The organism is Halorubrum sp. Ea8, assembly GCF_002252925.1.
Classification (GTDB): domain Archaea; phylum Halobacteriota; class Halobacteria; order Halobacteriales; family Haloferacaceae; genus Halorubrum.
Window position 1 is genome coordinate 40,799 of record NZ_NHPF01000021.1, and the last position, 13,562, is coordinate 54,360.

Sequence of the window (13,562 nt, forward strand, 5' to 3'; positions counted from 1 at the left end):
GACATCGCCCACGATATCATAAGTCTGGCGCAGAACGGCAAAAGAAAGATCGGATAACTCCGAAATAACGGCCGATACGATCAGAACGACGAATCGAACCGGCCGATCGACGGTCAGAGGGAGACGAACCGGAGTTGGTAGTCGTAGTACACGTCGTCGTACCGGCACAGGTCGGCCCGGTTCGAGTCCACCCCGGCGTCCTTCCGGACGTTCCCGTCGATGTACGGTCGCTCGTGGAGCGCTCGGAGCACCTCCCGGTACGCCTCCGAGTACGGGTGCGACTCGCGGTACTCGTCGGCCTCGGCCTCCAGCAGGAGGTCTCTCGCGTCGGCGGAGAGGCCGTCGCGGGAGATCCGGGCGCCGACGAACTCGGCGCGGAGTATCGCCTCCATCCGCTCCGGCGTGTCGGCCACCCGTTCACCGGTCGCTCGGTACACCGGCTCGTGGAACTCCTCCTCGGTGATCTCGACGACATACTCCGTGTCGCGAACGGTGACGCGGTCGGGGCCGTCCGCCGCGAGCAGGTCGCTCTCCGCCGCGGCGTCGTCCCGGCGGTACACGTAACCGCCGCGCCGGACCAGCCCCACCGGCATCCCGCCCTCGTTCCCCCGCGCCCGCGCCGCGTGGTGCGCGATCTCGACGGCCCGCCGGTCGATCGCCGGAAGCGCATCAGCGCTCTTCGGCTCGGCGGCTCCGTCGCTCGTCTCCGCGGGCTCGAACAGTCTGAGCACGGGACGCGAGACGGCGACCTCGTCGACGACGACCGAGTCGAGCCAGTAGTACGTCCCGTCGTGTCGGGCGTACGTCGGATCGTCCGCGTCCGAGAAGAACGGTTTCCGGTACTGCGTCGTCAGCGTCGTTCCGTTCCTGACGGCCTCGAAGGCCCCGTCCGCCCAGTTCGGATCGGCCTCCTCGGGATCGGTGACGTACCTGTCACGGAGGGCGTCGCCGAGTCCCGAGAGCGACAGCCTGAGCACGCGGTCGCCGTCCGCGCCGTTCGATCCCGGTTCGCCGTCACCGGACGTCCCGCCGAGACAGCCCGCGGCGGCGACCGCCGCGGCGGCGATCCCGCTCGCGGCGAACCGACGCCGAGAGATCGGAGTGTCGTCCATACGGAGAGACGGGCCACCGCTCGCAAAGGGCTGTCCGTTACCCAAACAGCGACTGTAGTCACGGTGGTCGGACGCGCGATCCGACCGTCGAGTCAGCCGCCGGGCTCTCCCGCGTCCGGCGGGACCCAGCGGACCCGCGCGGTGTCGAACTCGATCTGCGCCCGCTCGACCCCGTTCCGAACCGTCGCGAGCTGCGGGTCGGCGGTGTCGAGCCTGACGACGCAGGTGTGGTCCGCGTCGCTCAGGACCGCCGCGATCGACTCGACGTCGGTCCTGACCCGCCCGGCGTGTTCCGCCGCGGAGTAGGTGCCCATCGCCTCCGCCGGGTCCCGGTATCCGGCCCCGGATATCATCCTGAACGCCTCGCACGCCTCGGGGTGGCGCGCGAGCACCTCGCGGAAGCGCTCGTCGTCGACCTCGCCGAGGAACCGACCGCCCTCGCGGGCGGCCCGGTCCGTCCGATACGCGTGACGCCCCTCCGAGTCGCCGTCGGATCGGATCCGATCCGACACGTCGTCCACGGCCTCCATGACACTTGGTAACGGTTAAGCTCCGAACGCTAAAGTATCTTACTGAGCGTTCAACGGCCCGTTCGCGGCGAGTTCGCCGGGAGAGATCCGGGCCGCGATCGCGGCGACGGTCGAGAGCGGATCCCGCTCGACGGTAATCCTCTTCAGAAACGCGCCCGTACCACCGACCGCATGTACGGCACGACCCTGATCCCGACCGGCGGTAGCGACGCCGCGTTCGCGGCCGTAGAGGACGCGGTCGAGATCACGGCGCCCGACGGGACGGTCCACGTCCTCGGCGTGCTGGAGGACCTCCCGACCTACGAGCGGTCCGGGAAGCCGGGCGCGTTCGACGACGACGACCCGGAGCAGCGGGTCCGTCTCGAGGCGGCCGTCGAGCGGATCGAGTCCGAGGCGACGGCGGCGGGGATGGACTGCGAGACCGCGATCGGGGAGGGCGTCCCGTCGCGGGAGATCGTCGCGTACGCGGACGAGATCGGCGCCGACGCGATCGTCATGGGGACCCGCGGCGCCCGCGACGCCGCGGGGGACCTGCTCGGCAGCACTACCGAGCGCGTCCTCCGCGACGCGTCGACGACGGTCGTCTCCGTCCCCGCGTCGAGGTAGCGGTCCGGCGCGCCCCGCGCCCGATCCCGTCAGCTATTCACACGCGGGCCGACGAGAGCGACCGTGATCGCGTTCGCATCGACTGCGACCGACGCGTCGCCCTCGGCCGCGTTCGACGCGGTCGGACGGCGGGTGAGCGAGCCGTGAGCGACGACGGCCTCTTGGGGTCGCTGTCGCTCGTTGGGCTGTTGAGCCTCTGTTGTATCGGATTCGGCGGGGTGGCCGGCGGCGCCGCCGTCGCGGGCGGCGGGGCGTCGGTGAGCGTCATCACCACGGGAACGACGGGGGCCCGCGGGGCGCTGATATCCGGGGGCGTCACGTTCGCGACGGTGCTGGTCGCGGCCGCGGCGATCCGATGGCGGTTGAACCGGTGAGGCGGCGGCGATTCCCGGTCAGTGCTGTCGCTCCTCCGGCGCGGCGCGCGGCTCGCGGTCCGGGGGGGCCTGTCGCGGAGCGGGGGCCGTCTCGTCTCGGTACAGCCGGAGCAGTTCCTCGAGGAGGACCGCGTGCCGGTCGCCCGGGACGTACTGGTGGTCGATGAAGTCCTCGGCGTCGCTGACGTTCCCGCGGAGGGCCAACTTCCTGACGAACGCGACCGACTCGAAGAACGGCGGGTGATCCGCGTCGGCGTCGGCGCCCAGCTCGCGCTCCGCCTGCGGCATCACCTCCTCCCTGATCTGCTCGTAGTCGATGGTCTCCGGTTCGTAGTCGTCGAGCACCTGATTCAGCACGTTGTCGGTCGAAAAACGGTAGAACTCGGACTTGCTCTCGAACTGGCCGCTCTCGACCAGCGACTCGATCTCGCCGACCACCGACTCGGGAAACCGGACCGTGCTCTTCACCATGCGTCCACGAGGCGCCCCCACCCGTATTATGTTTTTGTCAAATAATCTGAAACATGTCCGCGGGCGAGGGTCACCTCGAACGCCGCGCCGCGGCCCGGCGTCGGCCGCCCGGTCGTCCGATGTGCTGGGTTTATCACTCCGAATTCGTTAGACAGTTATCATGACACCGTACGAGCCGTTCGACCGCGACGTGGAAGTGAACGGTCGAACTGTCCTTTCTATCGTCGAGGAGGGGATGGGACGGTTCTCCGACGCGTACCGCGAACGGGCGCTCGCGGCGCTCGCGGAGGAGGGGATCCGGGACCCCTCTCCCGACGAGTGGTACCCGCAGCAGGCGTGGCTAGACGCCTTCGAGACCATCGCGACGGACCTCCAGCCGCACGTCCTCGACCGCCTCGGCGAGCAGCTTCCCGACGTCGCGGACTGGCCGAGCGAGTCCGCGACCGTCGCGGGCGGGCTTCGCGGTATCGACGAGGCGTACCGGCGGAACCATCGCGGCGGAGAGATAGGCGAGTACCGCTTCGAGCGGACGGACGACCGGGCCGGCGAAGTGACGTGTCACACGCCGTATCCGTGCCCGTTCGACCGCGGGCTGATCCGCGGCGTGGCGAAGGAACACGCGCCGGTCGACGCGTTCGTGTTCATCGAGGAGACCGGGCCGGACTGCCGACGCGAGGGCGGCGACGCGTGTACGTACACGGTGTACTGGTAGGAGGCTTCGGTCGGTAAGCAGGAGGGGAAGAGGCTTCGATCGGTAAGCAGGAGGGGAAGAGGCTTCGATCGGTAAGCAGGAGGAGAAGAGGCTTCGATCGGCGGACGGGCTCGCTCGCGCCCCCGACGGCTCGGTGAGCGCTATCCCTCGTACGAGTCCAGGGCGTCGCGCAGCTCCGCGGCAGAGAGCTCCGACGCGAGTTCGACGATCTCTTGGAGGTCCTCGTACGTCTCTCGGAGCTCGCGGATCCGCTCGGCCTCGACGCCGTCTCCGTCGTCCAGCCCGCGTTCCGCGCGTCTGATCGTCCGGTGGGTGGTCTGGAGCTCTCGTTGCACGTACTGTTGGAACACGTCCTGCAGGATGTACCAGATCTCCCGCTCGGCGGCGAACCGAACCCGCCGCCCGCCGCCGTCGGACGACCGACGGTGGATCAGGCCCACGCGCGTGAGCGTCCGAGTGACGTTGCTGACGGTCGACTTCGCGTACCCGGTCCGGTCGACGAGCTCGGGGATCGACAGCGGGGCGTCCGCGAAGTAGAGAACGCCGTATATCCGGCCGGCGCTGCGGCTCAGCCCGTACACCTCGGCCGACTGCTCGAGCGATTCGATGACGCGCTCGCGGGCGGCCTCGGCGTTCTCACTCATACGGGCGACCTCGTCGCTCCGACGCATGAACGTGTCGAACAGCCATACCAGAGGTAGGCATTCCGTAAGTATTAAACTGTTTGATTCGCTTGTTCGACTCGAACCGAACAAACAGAACCGTTGTTCGCCCTCCAGACCTCATGGCAAGCGCGTTACCACACCGACCGACAGTCGACCACGCCCCCCGAGAACAGACGGACGTCGTGCTCGGGCGCGACGAGCCGACCGACGCGCTGCGCGTCCTCTCGTGTGACACCGCTCAGCGGATCCTCGCCGCGCTCGCGGACGGTCCCGGCACGGCCTCCGACGTCGCCGCCGACGTCGACGCGTCGCTCCAGAACGTCACCTACCACCTCAATCGGCTCTGCGACGCCGACCTGATCGCGCCGGTCAACACGTGGTACTCCGAGAAGGGAAAAGAGATGACCGTCTACGCGCCCACCGTCGAGCGGATCGTCGTGCGCTTCGACGCGCCCGCCGACCGTTCGCCGACAAAGCGCGACCGACCCTGAACGGTCCGGAGCCGTCCCGATCGGTCAGCCGCGTTTCGTCTTCTCGACGGGCGAGCGTCGCTCGGACGACCGGCCGGACGCCCGCGGGTCGCTATCGATTGGCGCCGCGCTCGAACGCGCCGGCGAGGTCGTCGGCGACGGTCGCGATCGCCTCCTCGGCGCGGTCGACCTCGCGGAGCGTCATGAAGCCGTGGACCATCGCCTCGTAGTTCTCGTACCGCGTCGGGACGCCGTCCCGGACCAGTTGCTCGGCGTACGCCCGGCCGCCGTCGCGGAGGGGGTCGAACCCCGCCGTGACCACCGTCGCGGGCGCGACGTCGCCGAGGTCACCGGCGTTCGTCGGGTCGGCGTACGGGTTCCGCCGGTGAATCTCGTCGTCGTAGTAGCAGTCGGAGAACCACTCGATGTCGGCCTCGTCGAGGACGGTCCCGGCGTGCTCCCGGAGCGACGGCTGTCCGGGCCGGACGCCGACGCTCGGGTACAACAGCGCTTGGTACGTGATCTCGGGGCCGTCGCGCTCGGCCGCCATGAGCGCGGCGACCGCGGCGAGCGCCCCGCCGGCCGAGTCGCCGGCGACCGCCACCTCCCCGGTCCCGGCGAGCGAGTCCGGGTTGTCCGCGGCCCACTCGACGGCGGCGTACGCGTCCGCGACCGCCGCGGGGAACGGGTGTTCGGGAGCGAGCCGGTAGCCGACCGAGAGGACGGCGCAGCGGCTCTCCCGCGTGAGCCCCCGACAGAGCCAGTCGTGGGTGGCGACGCTCCCGAGCACGAACCCGCCGCCGTGGAAGAAGACGACCGTCGGGAACGGCCCCTCGGCGTCCGGGAGGTAGAGCCGCGCGTCGAGCGCGCCGTCGGGGCCGGGGACCGTCCCGTCGACCGTCCGCCCGACCGGCGGGGGGTTCCGGTTCCGGATCCGCATCACCGGCCGGGTGAGGAGCCGGGCGAGCTTCAGCCCCCACCTGCTGTGCGGCAGCGGCAACCGCTCCTGACGCTCGACGGCCGCCTTCGCTTGCGGGTCGATCTCGTCGGCGTGCATGGCCGAACGTGTGACGACCGGGGGCTAAGTCTTGGTGGAGCGCGACCGCGAGTTCGCCGCGACGCTTTTCACCCGGGAAATCGTGGACTCGGCCGATGCCGGACGGGACGAAGCTCGCCGACGTCGAGACCCTCATCGAGCGCGGGTCCCACCGCTTCACGGCGGCGGACCCGTTCACGAACGACAGAGAGGTCGTCCTCGTGCCCTGCGACGAGCCGCCCGGGGTGCGGGCGTGGGTCAACACCTGCCCGCACGAGAACCAGCGGTTCGACACGGGCGACGGCGTCCCGATGCGGGACGGCGAGGTGATCTGCCCGCGCCACGGCTCGCTGTTCGACGCCTGCTCCGGCGAGTGCGACAACGGCCCGGCGGCCGGGACGACGCTCCGCGAGATCGAGGTCGCCGTCGAGGAGGGCGCCGTCTACCTGACCGACGACGACTACTCGTTCCGACACGAGGGCGGGACCGACGACGACGATCCCGGGTCGACCTCGCACCTCTCGCTCTGATCGACGCGGGCCGCGTCCCGACCGCACGGGTCGGCGGGGCCGGATCCCCGCAGGCGAATGGGAAGTGAACTAAGTCGTTCGAGCCAGTCGCCGGATCCATGGAGACGGAGGCTCCGATCCGGGTGCTTCACGTGGAGGACGACGAGGAGTTCTCGGAACTCACCGCCACGTACCTCGCGCGCATCGAGGACCGGATCGTCGCGGAGACGGCCGCGGACGCAGACGAGGGGCTCGACGCCCTCGCGACCGCCGAGTTCGACTGCGTCGTGTCGGACTACGACATGCCGGGACGGAACGGGATCGAGTTCCTCGAAACTGTCCGTGCGGATCGACCGAATCTACCCTTTATCCTCTTTACCGGGAAGGGGTCGGAGGGCGTCGCAAGCAGCGCCATCTCCGCGGGCGTCACCGACTACCTCCAGAAAGGCGGCGGCACCGACCGCTTCGAGCTCCTCGCGAACCGCGTCGTCAACGCGGTCGAGCGGCGGCGCGCCGAGAGCGAGGCCGACCTCTGGGCGAAGGCCATCGAGGCCTCCAACGAGGGGATCGCAATCATCGACAGAGACGGTCGCTACACGGAGATGAACGAGGCGTACGCCGCCCTGTACGGTGTCGAGCCCGCGGCGCTGATCGGCGAACCGTGGGTCACGACCGTCCCGGAGGAGGAGGTCGAACGCCTCAAGCAGGAGGTGATCCCCACGCTCACCGAGGAGCCGTGGTCAGACGAGTCGATCGGCCGGCGCGTCGACGACAGCGTCTACCCGAAGCTGCTCTCGCTCGCCGCCCTCAACGACGGCGGACACGTCTGCGTCATCCGGGACATCTCGGACCGGAAGGAGCGCGAGGCGGAGTTAGCGGAGAAGGCCGCCAAGCTGGACATCCTCTTCGAGCAGTCGCCGGACCTCATCGACCTCCACGACGCGGACGGACGGATCGTGGACGTGAACCGCCGGCTGTGCGACGAGTTGGGCTACTCGGAGGAGGAGCTCGTCGGCAAGCGCGTCTGGGACATCGACGAGGCGGTCGACCCGGAGGAGGCGAAGCGCGTCTGGGCCGAGATGGATCCGGGCGAGATGTGGGAGCTCGACGGACGCTACCGCCGCCGCGACGGATCGACGCTCCCCGTCGAGGTGCACGTGGCGCGGGTCGACCTCCGCGGGCCGGAGCAGTTCTTCGTCATCGCTCGGGAGTCGGCCGACGAGCGCTGACCGCGTCGCCGCTCCGCCGGCCCGCCCTTCGGCCTTCGGGCCCGCCGTCACCGACTCGGCGGCTCCGGCTCCGAGCGCGTCTCGACGTCGACGCGGTCGTGGATGTGCCCCTCGCGCTCGCGCAGGTGCCGCGGGGTCCGGTCGTTGCTGACCGCGAGGACCTCTCCGACGATGCTGTGGGCGATCTGGTACGGCGTTCCGCCGCCGAGGTCGAGCCCGACGGGCGTGTACAGCGACGCGAGCTCCGACTCGCCGAACGTCGTCCCCTCGTCGTCGTACGCCTCCAGCATCTCCTCGAACCGCTCCCGCGGGCCCATCAGGCCGACGTACGGCGCCGGCGACCGGAGCAGCTCCTCCACCGCGATCCGGTCGTCGACGAAGTTGTGCGTCATCACGACCGCGTGCGTCCGGTCGTCGAGGTCGAGCGCGTCGCCGAGCCCCGCCGGCGACGTCGTCACGGTCCGGTGGGCGTCGGGGAACCGCGCGTCGAGGTCGACCCCGCCGCGGAAGCCGACGACGGTGACGCGGAAGTCGTTCCGCTCGCCGAGTTCGACCACCGGCCCCACGTCGTGGCCGGTCCCGAAGACCACGAGGTCGTCCGGGGCCGCGAGCCCGTCGACGAACACCTCCACCGTCGCGCCCGTCTCGTCCTCGACCGCGACGACGTCGGCGGCGCCGCGCGCGGCGAGGTCCGCCGCCGGCCCCGCGAGCGCCTCGACCGGCCACCCGTCGGCGGGCGACCCGTCGGGGAGCGTCAGCCGGTCCTCGTCGGGCCGGTAGTAGGCGCGCTCGCCGAGGCGGTCTCGGTCGGCGTGCGCACCGTCGCCGCCGGCTCCCGCGCCGCCGTCGCCCCCCTCGCCCCCCTCGCCGCCGGCGGAGAGCACCGTGAGCACCGCGACGTCGCGGCCGGCGCCGAACGCCTCGACGGCCGGCCGGTACGTCTCCGTCAACGGTTCCAAGAGGACGTCGATCACGCCGTTACAGCCGACGCCGAGCCCCCAGACGTCGTCCTCGTCCTCCATCAGGTCGTACGTGACCCGGTCGGGGCGACCGGTCTCTCGGACCGCCTCGGCGGCGGCGAGCAGGTCGTCCTCGATACAGCCCGCCGTGATCGAGCCGACGCCCGAGCCGTCGTCGTCGAGGAGCATCTTCGCCCCCGGGCGACGGTAGGCGTTCCCCTCGACGTCGACGATCGTCGCGAGCACGTCGGTGCCGTCGGCGTCGAGTCGGTCGCGAACGCGCTGTACCACTTCGGTCTCCGGTACGCTCCAGTTGCTTGCTGTCATGTCAGGTCACAGGTCGATGGTCGCCGGCGCGTCGCGCGCCGCGTACACCTTCCGAACGCCGCGGTCGTGCAGGTCCGTGCCGCAGGCGCCGCCCGCCACCGCGCCCCGCGTCCGAGCGGGGTCGTCCACCGCCGCGCCGGCGACGACGTCGACGCCGCGCTCGAACAGCGGACTCGGAAGCGACGAGGCGGTCGCGCCGACCACGACGACGGTCGCCGAGCCCGGGGCCGCCTCCAGGTACCGCTCGGTCCCGCCGTACACGAGCGTCGAGCCGGTGACGAACACCACGTCCGCCCCCTCCATCGCGCCCGCCGTCTCCGCCGGGGCGAACGACCGCAGCGACACGCCCGCGGGGGTCGACACCGCATCCGAGTCGACGGGCTCGCGCTCGATCGCGCGGACCTCCACGCCGTCGAACTTCCGGAACGCCGGCCGGAACAGACCGACCGTGACGACCGTCTCGACCGAGGGGTCGAGCAGCGCCATCGGGTCGCCGTCCCGCCAGTCGAGCAGCGGCGCCGCGCAGGCGTTCAGCGTCGCCACCGCGAGCGCGCGGTCGCCGAGGGCCACGGTCGCGGCGCCGGTCGCAGTCTCCCCCGCTCGGACCGGCGCCAGCAGTCCCTCGACGTCGTCCGGGACCGTCGGCGCGGATCCCTCTGGGAGGTGCGCGAGTCCGGCCGGGGGCCGCCGGTATCCCCCGTCTCGCTCCGTGAGCTCCACCAGCACGGCCGAATCGCCGACCGTGACGCGGTCGAGGCGACCCCCCGAGAGCGCGCCGCGGTCGCGGAGCGCGTCGCGCGTCGCCCGGAGGACCGGACCGGGCCACTCCTCGTCGGCGTCGGTGCCGTCGGCGCCGACGCCGGCGGTCCCGTCGGCTCCCTCGCTTCGGCGCGTCATACGAGGCCCTCCTCGCCGGCGTCGCCGGTCCGGGCCTCGTCGTCGGTGCGACCGCGTCCGCCTCCGGGCGCGCCGCCGGTCCGACGCGGGTCGTGCTCGTAGCCGACCGGGCCGCCGAGCCCGCGCCGCTCGATCTGGCGGGCGGCCTCCGCGAGGTCCGCGCCCTCGGCGAAGCCGAACAGTCCGTCGACGTACGGGGCCGCGTCGCTCATCCCGCGGGACGCCGGCTCGAACGACGGGGAGACGGCGAGCGGGTTGAGCCAGACGACGCCGTCGGCGCGGTCCGCGAGCCACGTGATCCCGTCCGTGAGCAGGTCGGGGTCGCCGACGTCGAGCCCGTCGCTCACGACGACGACGACCGTCCGCCGGTCGACGGCGTGCGGCGCGGTCCGCCGCAGCGCGTCGAACGCGCCCCCGATCTTGGTGCCGCCGCCCCACTCGATCTGCGCGGCGCGGAGCGCCTCGGCCGGCTCGCCGCCCGGGTCCGCGAACGCCGCCGTCGCCTCCGCGAGGTCGGTGTCGAAGAGGAAGACGCGGGCGTCGCGGGCGCTCGCCGCGACCCGCTCACCGAGCCCGAGCAGCGCGCTCCGGTCGATCGTGTCGAGCACCGACCCGCTGACGTCGACCAGCAGACAGCACCGCAGTTCGCTCGGCGTCGGCGCGTCGCGCGGGAGGTCGATCGGCGCGCCGCCGGTCTGCAGGCTCGCCCGCAGCGCGCCGCGCGCGTCGACGTTCGGTCCGGTCGGGGAGCGCCGGCGGCGCCGCCCGGGCAGCGACGAGAGCGCGTCGACGAACCGCTCCGCGGCCGCGCGGTCCGCGCTCGACGGCGCCGGCACGTCCGCCTCGACGAGCGCGCTCTCGCCGACCGCGCTGTACCGGCGCCCGTCCGTCTCCTCGCGCGGCTCCCCGGTCGGCCGATCGCCGGCGGCGTGGCGGCGGTCGGTCGGGATCCGGACGGTGGGGTCGCCGTCGCCGTCGGCGTCCATCTCCGGCGGCTCCGCGCCGTCGAGCAGGCCGGGCTCCTCCGCGTCGTCGGCGTCGGAGCCGGCGGTCGGCCCCGCCTCGTCCCCCGTTCGGTCCTCGCCGTCGTCCCCCTCCTCGGACTCCGGCGACGGACCGTCGTGGGCGGTGGCGATCCGGTCGAGGCCGCTCCGGAGGCGGTGCCAGAACGTCGGGAACGCCTCGGCGAAGGGGTCGCCGTCGGCGGTCTCGGAGAGCAGGCTCGCTCGCAGCGCCGCCTCGACCCGACGCTCGTCTGTCAGGCCGACCGCCGCGATCGCGCGGGCGGCGTCGAGGGCGCCGGAGGCCGGCACGGCGACGCCGTCGCGCCGAAGCACGGCGACGAACCGGATCAGCTCCGTGAGCAGGTGCTCCCTCGCCGCCGGGAAGTCGGGCGTCTCCGTCGCGGTGCCGTCGGAGCGCGCCATGGTCACTCGGTCCGCTCGGCCGCCGCGCTCGCGGCGTCGTGGAGCCGTTCGAGCAGTTCCGCGTCGACGCGACCGACGTCCTCCGCCTCCTTCAGCAGGCAGCCGATCGTCCGCTCGATCTCGTCCGGCGCGAGCGGCTCGTCGGCGTCGTCGTGGCGCAGCGCGGCGACCGCGCGCGCCCAGTCCAGCGTCTCGGCGACGCCCGGGCGCTTGAGGAACGACTCCTCGCGCAGGCGCTCGACCACCGAGCACACCTCGGCGGCGACCGCGGCGTCGAGCTCGGGCACCTTCCGGCGGACGATCTCGTACTCCGTCTCGAACGACGGCGGCTCGACGTGGAGGTAGAGGCACCGCCGCTTCAGCGCGTCGCTCAGCCCCCGCGTCCGGTTCGACGTGAGGATCACGATCGGCGGCGTCGACGCGCTCACGGTTCCGTACTCCGGGATCGACACCTGGAAGTCCGAGAGCAGCTCAAGGAGGAACGCCTCGAACTCCTCGTCCGCGCGGTCGATCTCGTCGATCAGCAGCACCGGCGGGCGCCCCTCCGAACTGCGGAGCGCGCGCAACAGGGGGCGTTCGAGGAGGTACTCCTCGCCGAACACCGAGCCGGCGGCGTCGCCGCCGCTGACCGCGTCGGCGACGCCGCCCCCGTCGCGCTCGCCGACAGCTCCGGCGTCGCCGTTCGTCGCGGCGCCGCCGGCGACCGTGCCCTCGTCGGCCTGCACGGCGAGCAGCTGTTTGGTGTAGTTCCACTCGTAGAGGGCGTTCTCGGCGGTGAGCCCCTCGTAACACTGGAGGCGGATCAGCTCCGTGTCGAACCCCTCCGCGAGCGTCTTGCCGAGCTCCGTCTTCCCGCTTCCGGGCGGCCCCTCGACGAGGAGCGGGCGCCCCAAGCGGAGCGCCAGATCGACCGTCGTCACAGTGCGGTCGTCGGCGACGTAGTCGGTCGCCTCGAAGCGCTCGCGCAGTTCCTCCTCGGTGAGCGAGTCGAAGGGGCCCGCGTCGAGCTCCCCGCTCACGCCTCTGCCCCCTCGAGGTACGACGCCGGGTCGTTCGCGAACGAGTCGGCGCAGCCGTGACAGCAGAAGTGGTACGTCTCGCCGTCGTGCTCGACCGAGGCGTCCGCCGTCGCCGGGTCGACGGTCATGCCGCAGACCGGGTCGATCGCGGTCGCGTCGTCGGCCGCGGCGGTCCTGTCGTCGCTTCCGTCATCCATCTCGGCGGTCCTGTCGTCACTTCCGTCGTCGTCAGCCGAATCGACTGCAGCGGTATCGCCCGTGCCGACAGCGCCGCCCGTGCCGCGCGCCCCGCCTGCCCGCACCGAGCTCGCCTTCGACCGCTCGCCGACGACCTCGGCGAGCAGGCTCGCCGCGATCGCCGCCGGGGTGTAGGCCGCCACGTCGACGCCGGCGGGGTTCGTCACCGCCGCGACGACGTCGCCCACGTCGCTGTCGAGCAGCCCCGCGGCGCGCTCGGTCACCTCGGCCGCCCGCTCGTCGCTGGCGACGAGACCGACGTAGGGCGCGTCCGCGAGGATCCCGGCGGCGACGCCGCGCGCGTCGTACTCGCCCATCGAGGCGACGACGACGAGCGGCCCGGGGCCGACGGCGTCGGCGATCGCCTCGTGGTCGACCGTGTCGAGCACCCGCGTCGACGCCGGCACGTCGCGGTCGGCGTCGGCGTCGGCGACGACGAGCGTCACGTCGACGGCGAGCTCGTCGGCCAGCCGCGCGAGCGACCGGGTCACCGGCGAGTCGCCGACTGCGACGAGTTCGGTCGTCGGCGTCACGGGCTCGATGAACAGCTCCAGCACGCCCTCGCTGTGACACGTCATCGGGAAGGCGTCGAGCCCGGGTCGGTCGACGGTGTCGGGGTCGGGCGCGATCCCGACGAGCCGGGGGCTCCCCTCCTCGATCGCCGCCGCGCCCTGCGTCGCCACGATCGACTGCGCGCAGGCCGCGCCGCCGACCCACCCGTGGATCTCGCCGTCGGCGGTGACGACCGCGCGGTCGCCGACGTTGGCCGACACCGGCGGCTCGCGCCGGACGATCGTCGCCCGCGCGTACGGCTCGCCGCGCTCGGCGAGCGCCGCCTCCAGGTCGGAGACGTCGCCGTCGTCGGTCCCCGTCGCGGTCCCGCTCGGTTCGTCGCGTTCGGGCCGCTCGCCCCCGTCGATCGCGGGCTCGTCGGCCTCGCCGTGCTCGGTCTCGTCGTGTTCGGTCTCGTCGTGTGTCATCA

At 72.2% G+C, this 13,562-nt stretch carries 16 protein-coding genes; 6 read left to right on the top strand and 10 right to left on the bottom strand.

What is annotated here, in order from left to right:
* Positions 1 to 113: 113 nt before the first annotated feature.
* Both DJ74_RS01170 and DJ74_RS01175 read right to left on the bottom strand, forming a co-directional pair.
* On the bottom strand, positions 114 to 1,112 hold the full coding sequence (locus tag DJ74_RS01170; RefSeq protein ID WP_094524211.1) for a hypothetical protein: 999 nt from the start codon (positions 1,110 to 1,112) through the stop codon (positions 114 to 116).
* A 92-nt stretch (positions 1,113 to 1,204) separates the two neighbouring features.
* Positions 1,205 to 1,642 (bottom strand): hypothetical protein, encoded by a 438-nt coding sequence (locus DJ74_RS01175; RefSeq protein WP_094524210.1) that lies wholly within the window; start codon positions 1,640 to 1,642, stop codon positions 1,205 to 1,207.
* Positions 1,643 to 1,813: 171 nt separating this feature from the next.
* Here DJ74_RS01175 and DJ74_RS01180 point away from each other — a divergent pair, with 171 nt between their 5' ends.
* Positions 1,814 to 2,248: a universal stress protein gene (locus DJ74_RS01180; protein WP_094524209.1), complete on the top strand. Its 435-nt coding sequence runs from the start codon at positions 1,814 to 1,816 to the stop codon at positions 2,246 to 2,248.
* A 143-nt stretch (positions 2,249 to 2,391) separates the two neighbouring features.
* The gene (locus DJ74_RS01185; RefSeq protein ID WP_094524208.1) at positions 2,392 to 2,622 is read left to right on the top strand and encodes a hypothetical protein; all 231 of its coding nucleotides are present in this window, start codon (positions 2,392 to 2,394) and stop codon (positions 2,620 to 2,622) included.
* 18 nt (positions 2,623 to 2,640) lie between these two features.
* Here the strand turns inward: DJ74_RS01185 and DJ74_RS01190 are convergent, their stop codons facing one another.
* On the bottom strand, positions 2,641 to 3,093 hold the full coding sequence (locus DJ74_RS01190) for a hypothetical protein (protein WP_094524207.1): 453 nt from the start codon (positions 3,091 to 3,093) through the stop codon (positions 2,641 to 2,643).
* A gap of 160 nt (positions 3,094 to 3,253) precedes the next feature.
* On the opposite strand from DJ74_RS01190, the gene DJ74_RS01195 reads away from it, so the two are divergent.
* Entirely contained in the window at positions 3,254 to 3,805 is a 552-nt protein-coding gene (locus tag DJ74_RS01195) for a hypothetical protein (RefSeq protein WP_094524206.1), read from the top strand.
* Between the two features lie 140 nt (positions 3,806 to 3,945).
* Here DJ74_RS01195 and DJ74_RS01200 read toward each other — a convergent pair whose 3' ends face one another.
* Positions 3,946 to 4,449, bottom strand: a complete 504-nt coding sequence (locus tag DJ74_RS01200) for a GbsR/MarR family transcriptional regulator (protein WP_094526045.1) — start codon at positions 4,447 to 4,449, stop codon at positions 3,946 to 3,948.
* A gap of 140 nt (positions 4,450 to 4,589) precedes the next feature.
* Between DJ74_RS01200 and DJ74_RS01205 the strand changes: the two genes are divergently transcribed.
* The gene (locus tag DJ74_RS01205) at positions 4,590 to 4,961 is read left to right on the top strand and encodes a winged helix-turn-helix domain-containing protein (RefSeq protein WP_094524204.1); all 372 of its coding nucleotides are present in this window, start codon (positions 4,590 to 4,592) and stop codon (positions 4,959 to 4,961) included.
* Between the two features lie 91 nt (positions 4,962 to 5,052).
* On the opposite strand, the gene DJ74_RS01210 is transcribed toward DJ74_RS01205, so the two are convergent.
* Positions 5,053 to 5,997 carry an alpha/beta hydrolase gene (locus tag DJ74_RS01210; protein WP_094526046.1) on the bottom strand — a complete coding sequence of 315 codons (945 nt, stop codon included), beginning with the start codon at positions 5,995 to 5,997 and terminating at the stop codon, positions 5,053 to 5,055.
* Between the two features lie 95 nt (positions 5,998 to 6,092).
* Here DJ74_RS01210 and DJ74_RS01215 point away from each other — a divergent pair, with 95 nt between their 5' ends.
* Positions 6,093 to 6,506 carry a Rieske 2Fe-2S domain-containing protein gene (locus tag DJ74_RS01215; RefSeq protein WP_094526047.1) on the top strand — a complete coding sequence of 138 codons (414 nt, stop codon included), beginning with the start codon at positions 6,093 to 6,095 and terminating at the stop codon, positions 6,504 to 6,506.
* A gap of 98 nt (positions 6,507 to 6,604) precedes the next feature.
* A complete protein-coding gene (locus DJ74_RS01220) occupies positions 6,605 to 7,714 on the top strand; it encodes a PAS domain S-box protein (RefSeq protein WP_094526048.1) in 1,110 nt (369 codons plus the stop codon).
* Between the two features lie 47 nt (positions 7,715 to 7,761).
* Here DJ74_RS01220 and DJ74_RS01225 read toward each other — a convergent pair whose 3' ends face one another.
* The 5 genes from DJ74_RS01225 to DJ74_RS01245 are packed head-to-tail and all read right to left on the bottom strand — an operon-like array spanning position 7,762 to position 13,560.
* Positions 7,762 to 9,000 carry an XdhC family protein gene (locus DJ74_RS01225; protein ID WP_094524200.1) on the bottom strand — a complete coding sequence of 413 codons (1,239 nt, stop codon included), beginning with the start codon at positions 8,998 to 9,000 and terminating at the stop codon, positions 7,762 to 7,764.
* 6 nt (positions 9,001 to 9,006) lie between these two features.
* Complete coding sequence (locus tag DJ74_RS01230; RefSeq protein ID WP_094526049.1) at positions 9,007 to 9,897, bottom strand: Rossmann-like domain-containing protein; 891 nt, start codon at positions 9,895 to 9,897, stop codon at positions 9,007 to 9,009.
* Positions 9,894 to 11,324, bottom strand: a complete 1,431-nt coding sequence (locus DJ74_RS01235) for a VWA domain-containing protein (protein ID WP_094526050.1) — start codon at positions 11,322 to 11,324, stop codon at positions 9,894 to 9,896. The genes DJ74_RS01230 and DJ74_RS01235 overlap by 4 nt, the downstream gene beginning before the upstream one ends.
* A 2-nt stretch (positions 11,325 to 11,326) precedes the next feature.
* Positions 11,327 to 12,343 (bottom strand): MoxR family ATPase, encoded by a 1,017-nt coding sequence (locus DJ74_RS01240; protein ID WP_094524197.1) that lies wholly within the window; start codon positions 12,341 to 12,343, stop codon positions 11,327 to 11,329.
* Positions 12,340 to 13,560 (bottom strand): XdhC family protein, encoded by a 1,221-nt coding sequence (locus DJ74_RS01245; RefSeq protein WP_094526051.1) that lies wholly within the window; start codon positions 13,558 to 13,560, stop codon positions 12,340 to 12,342. Before DJ74_RS01245 ends, DJ74_RS01240 begins: the two co-directional genes overlap by 4 nt.
* Between the last annotated feature and the right edge of the window lie 2 nt (positions 13,561 to 13,562).

Coding starts and splice junctions, on each gene's coding strand:
- DJ74_RS01170 (WP_094524211.1), bottom strand. CDS start 1,112: ATGGACGACACTCCGATCTCTCGGCGTCGGTTCGCCGCGAGCGGGATC.
- DJ74_RS01175 (WP_094524210.1), bottom strand. CDS start 1,642: ATGGAGGCCGTGGACGACGTGTCGGATCGGATCCGATCCGACGGCGAC.
- DJ74_RS01180 (WP_094524209.1), top strand. CDS start 1,814: ATGTACGGCACGACCCTGATCCCGACCGGCGGTAGCGACGCCGCGTTC.
- DJ74_RS01190 (WP_094524207.1), bottom strand. CDS start 3,093: ATGGTGAAGAGCACGGTCCGGTTTCCCGAGTCGGTGGTCGGCGAGATC.
- DJ74_RS01195 (WP_094524206.1), top strand. CDS start 3,254: ATGACACCGTACGAGCCGTTCGACCGCGACGTGGAAGTGAACGGTCGA.
- DJ74_RS01200 (WP_094526045.1), bottom strand. CDS start 4,449: ATGAGTGAGAACGCCGAGGCCGCCCGCGAGCGCGTCATCGAATCGCTC.
- DJ74_RS01205 (WP_094524204.1), top strand. CDS start 4,590: ATGGCAAGCGCGTTACCACACCGACCGACAGTCGACCACGCCCCCCGA.
- DJ74_RS01210 (WP_094526046.1), bottom strand. CDS start 5,997: ATGCACGCCGACGAGATCGACCCGCAAGCGAAGGCGGCCGTCGAGCGT.
- DJ74_RS01215 (WP_094526047.1), top strand. CDS start 6,093: ATGCCGGACGGGACGAAGCTCGCCGACGTCGAGACCCTCATCGAGCGC.
- DJ74_RS01220 (WP_094526048.1), top strand. CDS start 6,605: ATGGAGACGGAGGCTCCGATCCGGGTGCTTCACGTGGAGGACGACGAG.
- DJ74_RS01225 (WP_094524200.1), bottom strand. CDS start 9,000: ATGACAGCAAGCAACTGGAGCGTACCGGAGACCGAAGTGGTACAGCGC.
- DJ74_RS01230 (WP_094526049.1), bottom strand. CDS start 9,897: ATGACGCGCCGAAGCGAGGGAGCCGACGGGACCGCCGGCGTCGGCGCC.
- DJ74_RS01235 (WP_094526050.1), bottom strand. CDS start 11,324: ATGGCGCGCTCCGACGGCACCGCGACGGAGACGCCCGACTTCCCGGCG.
- DJ74_RS01245 (WP_094526051.1), bottom strand. CDS start 13,560: ATGACACACGACGAGACCGAACACGACGAGACCGAGCACGGCGAGGCC.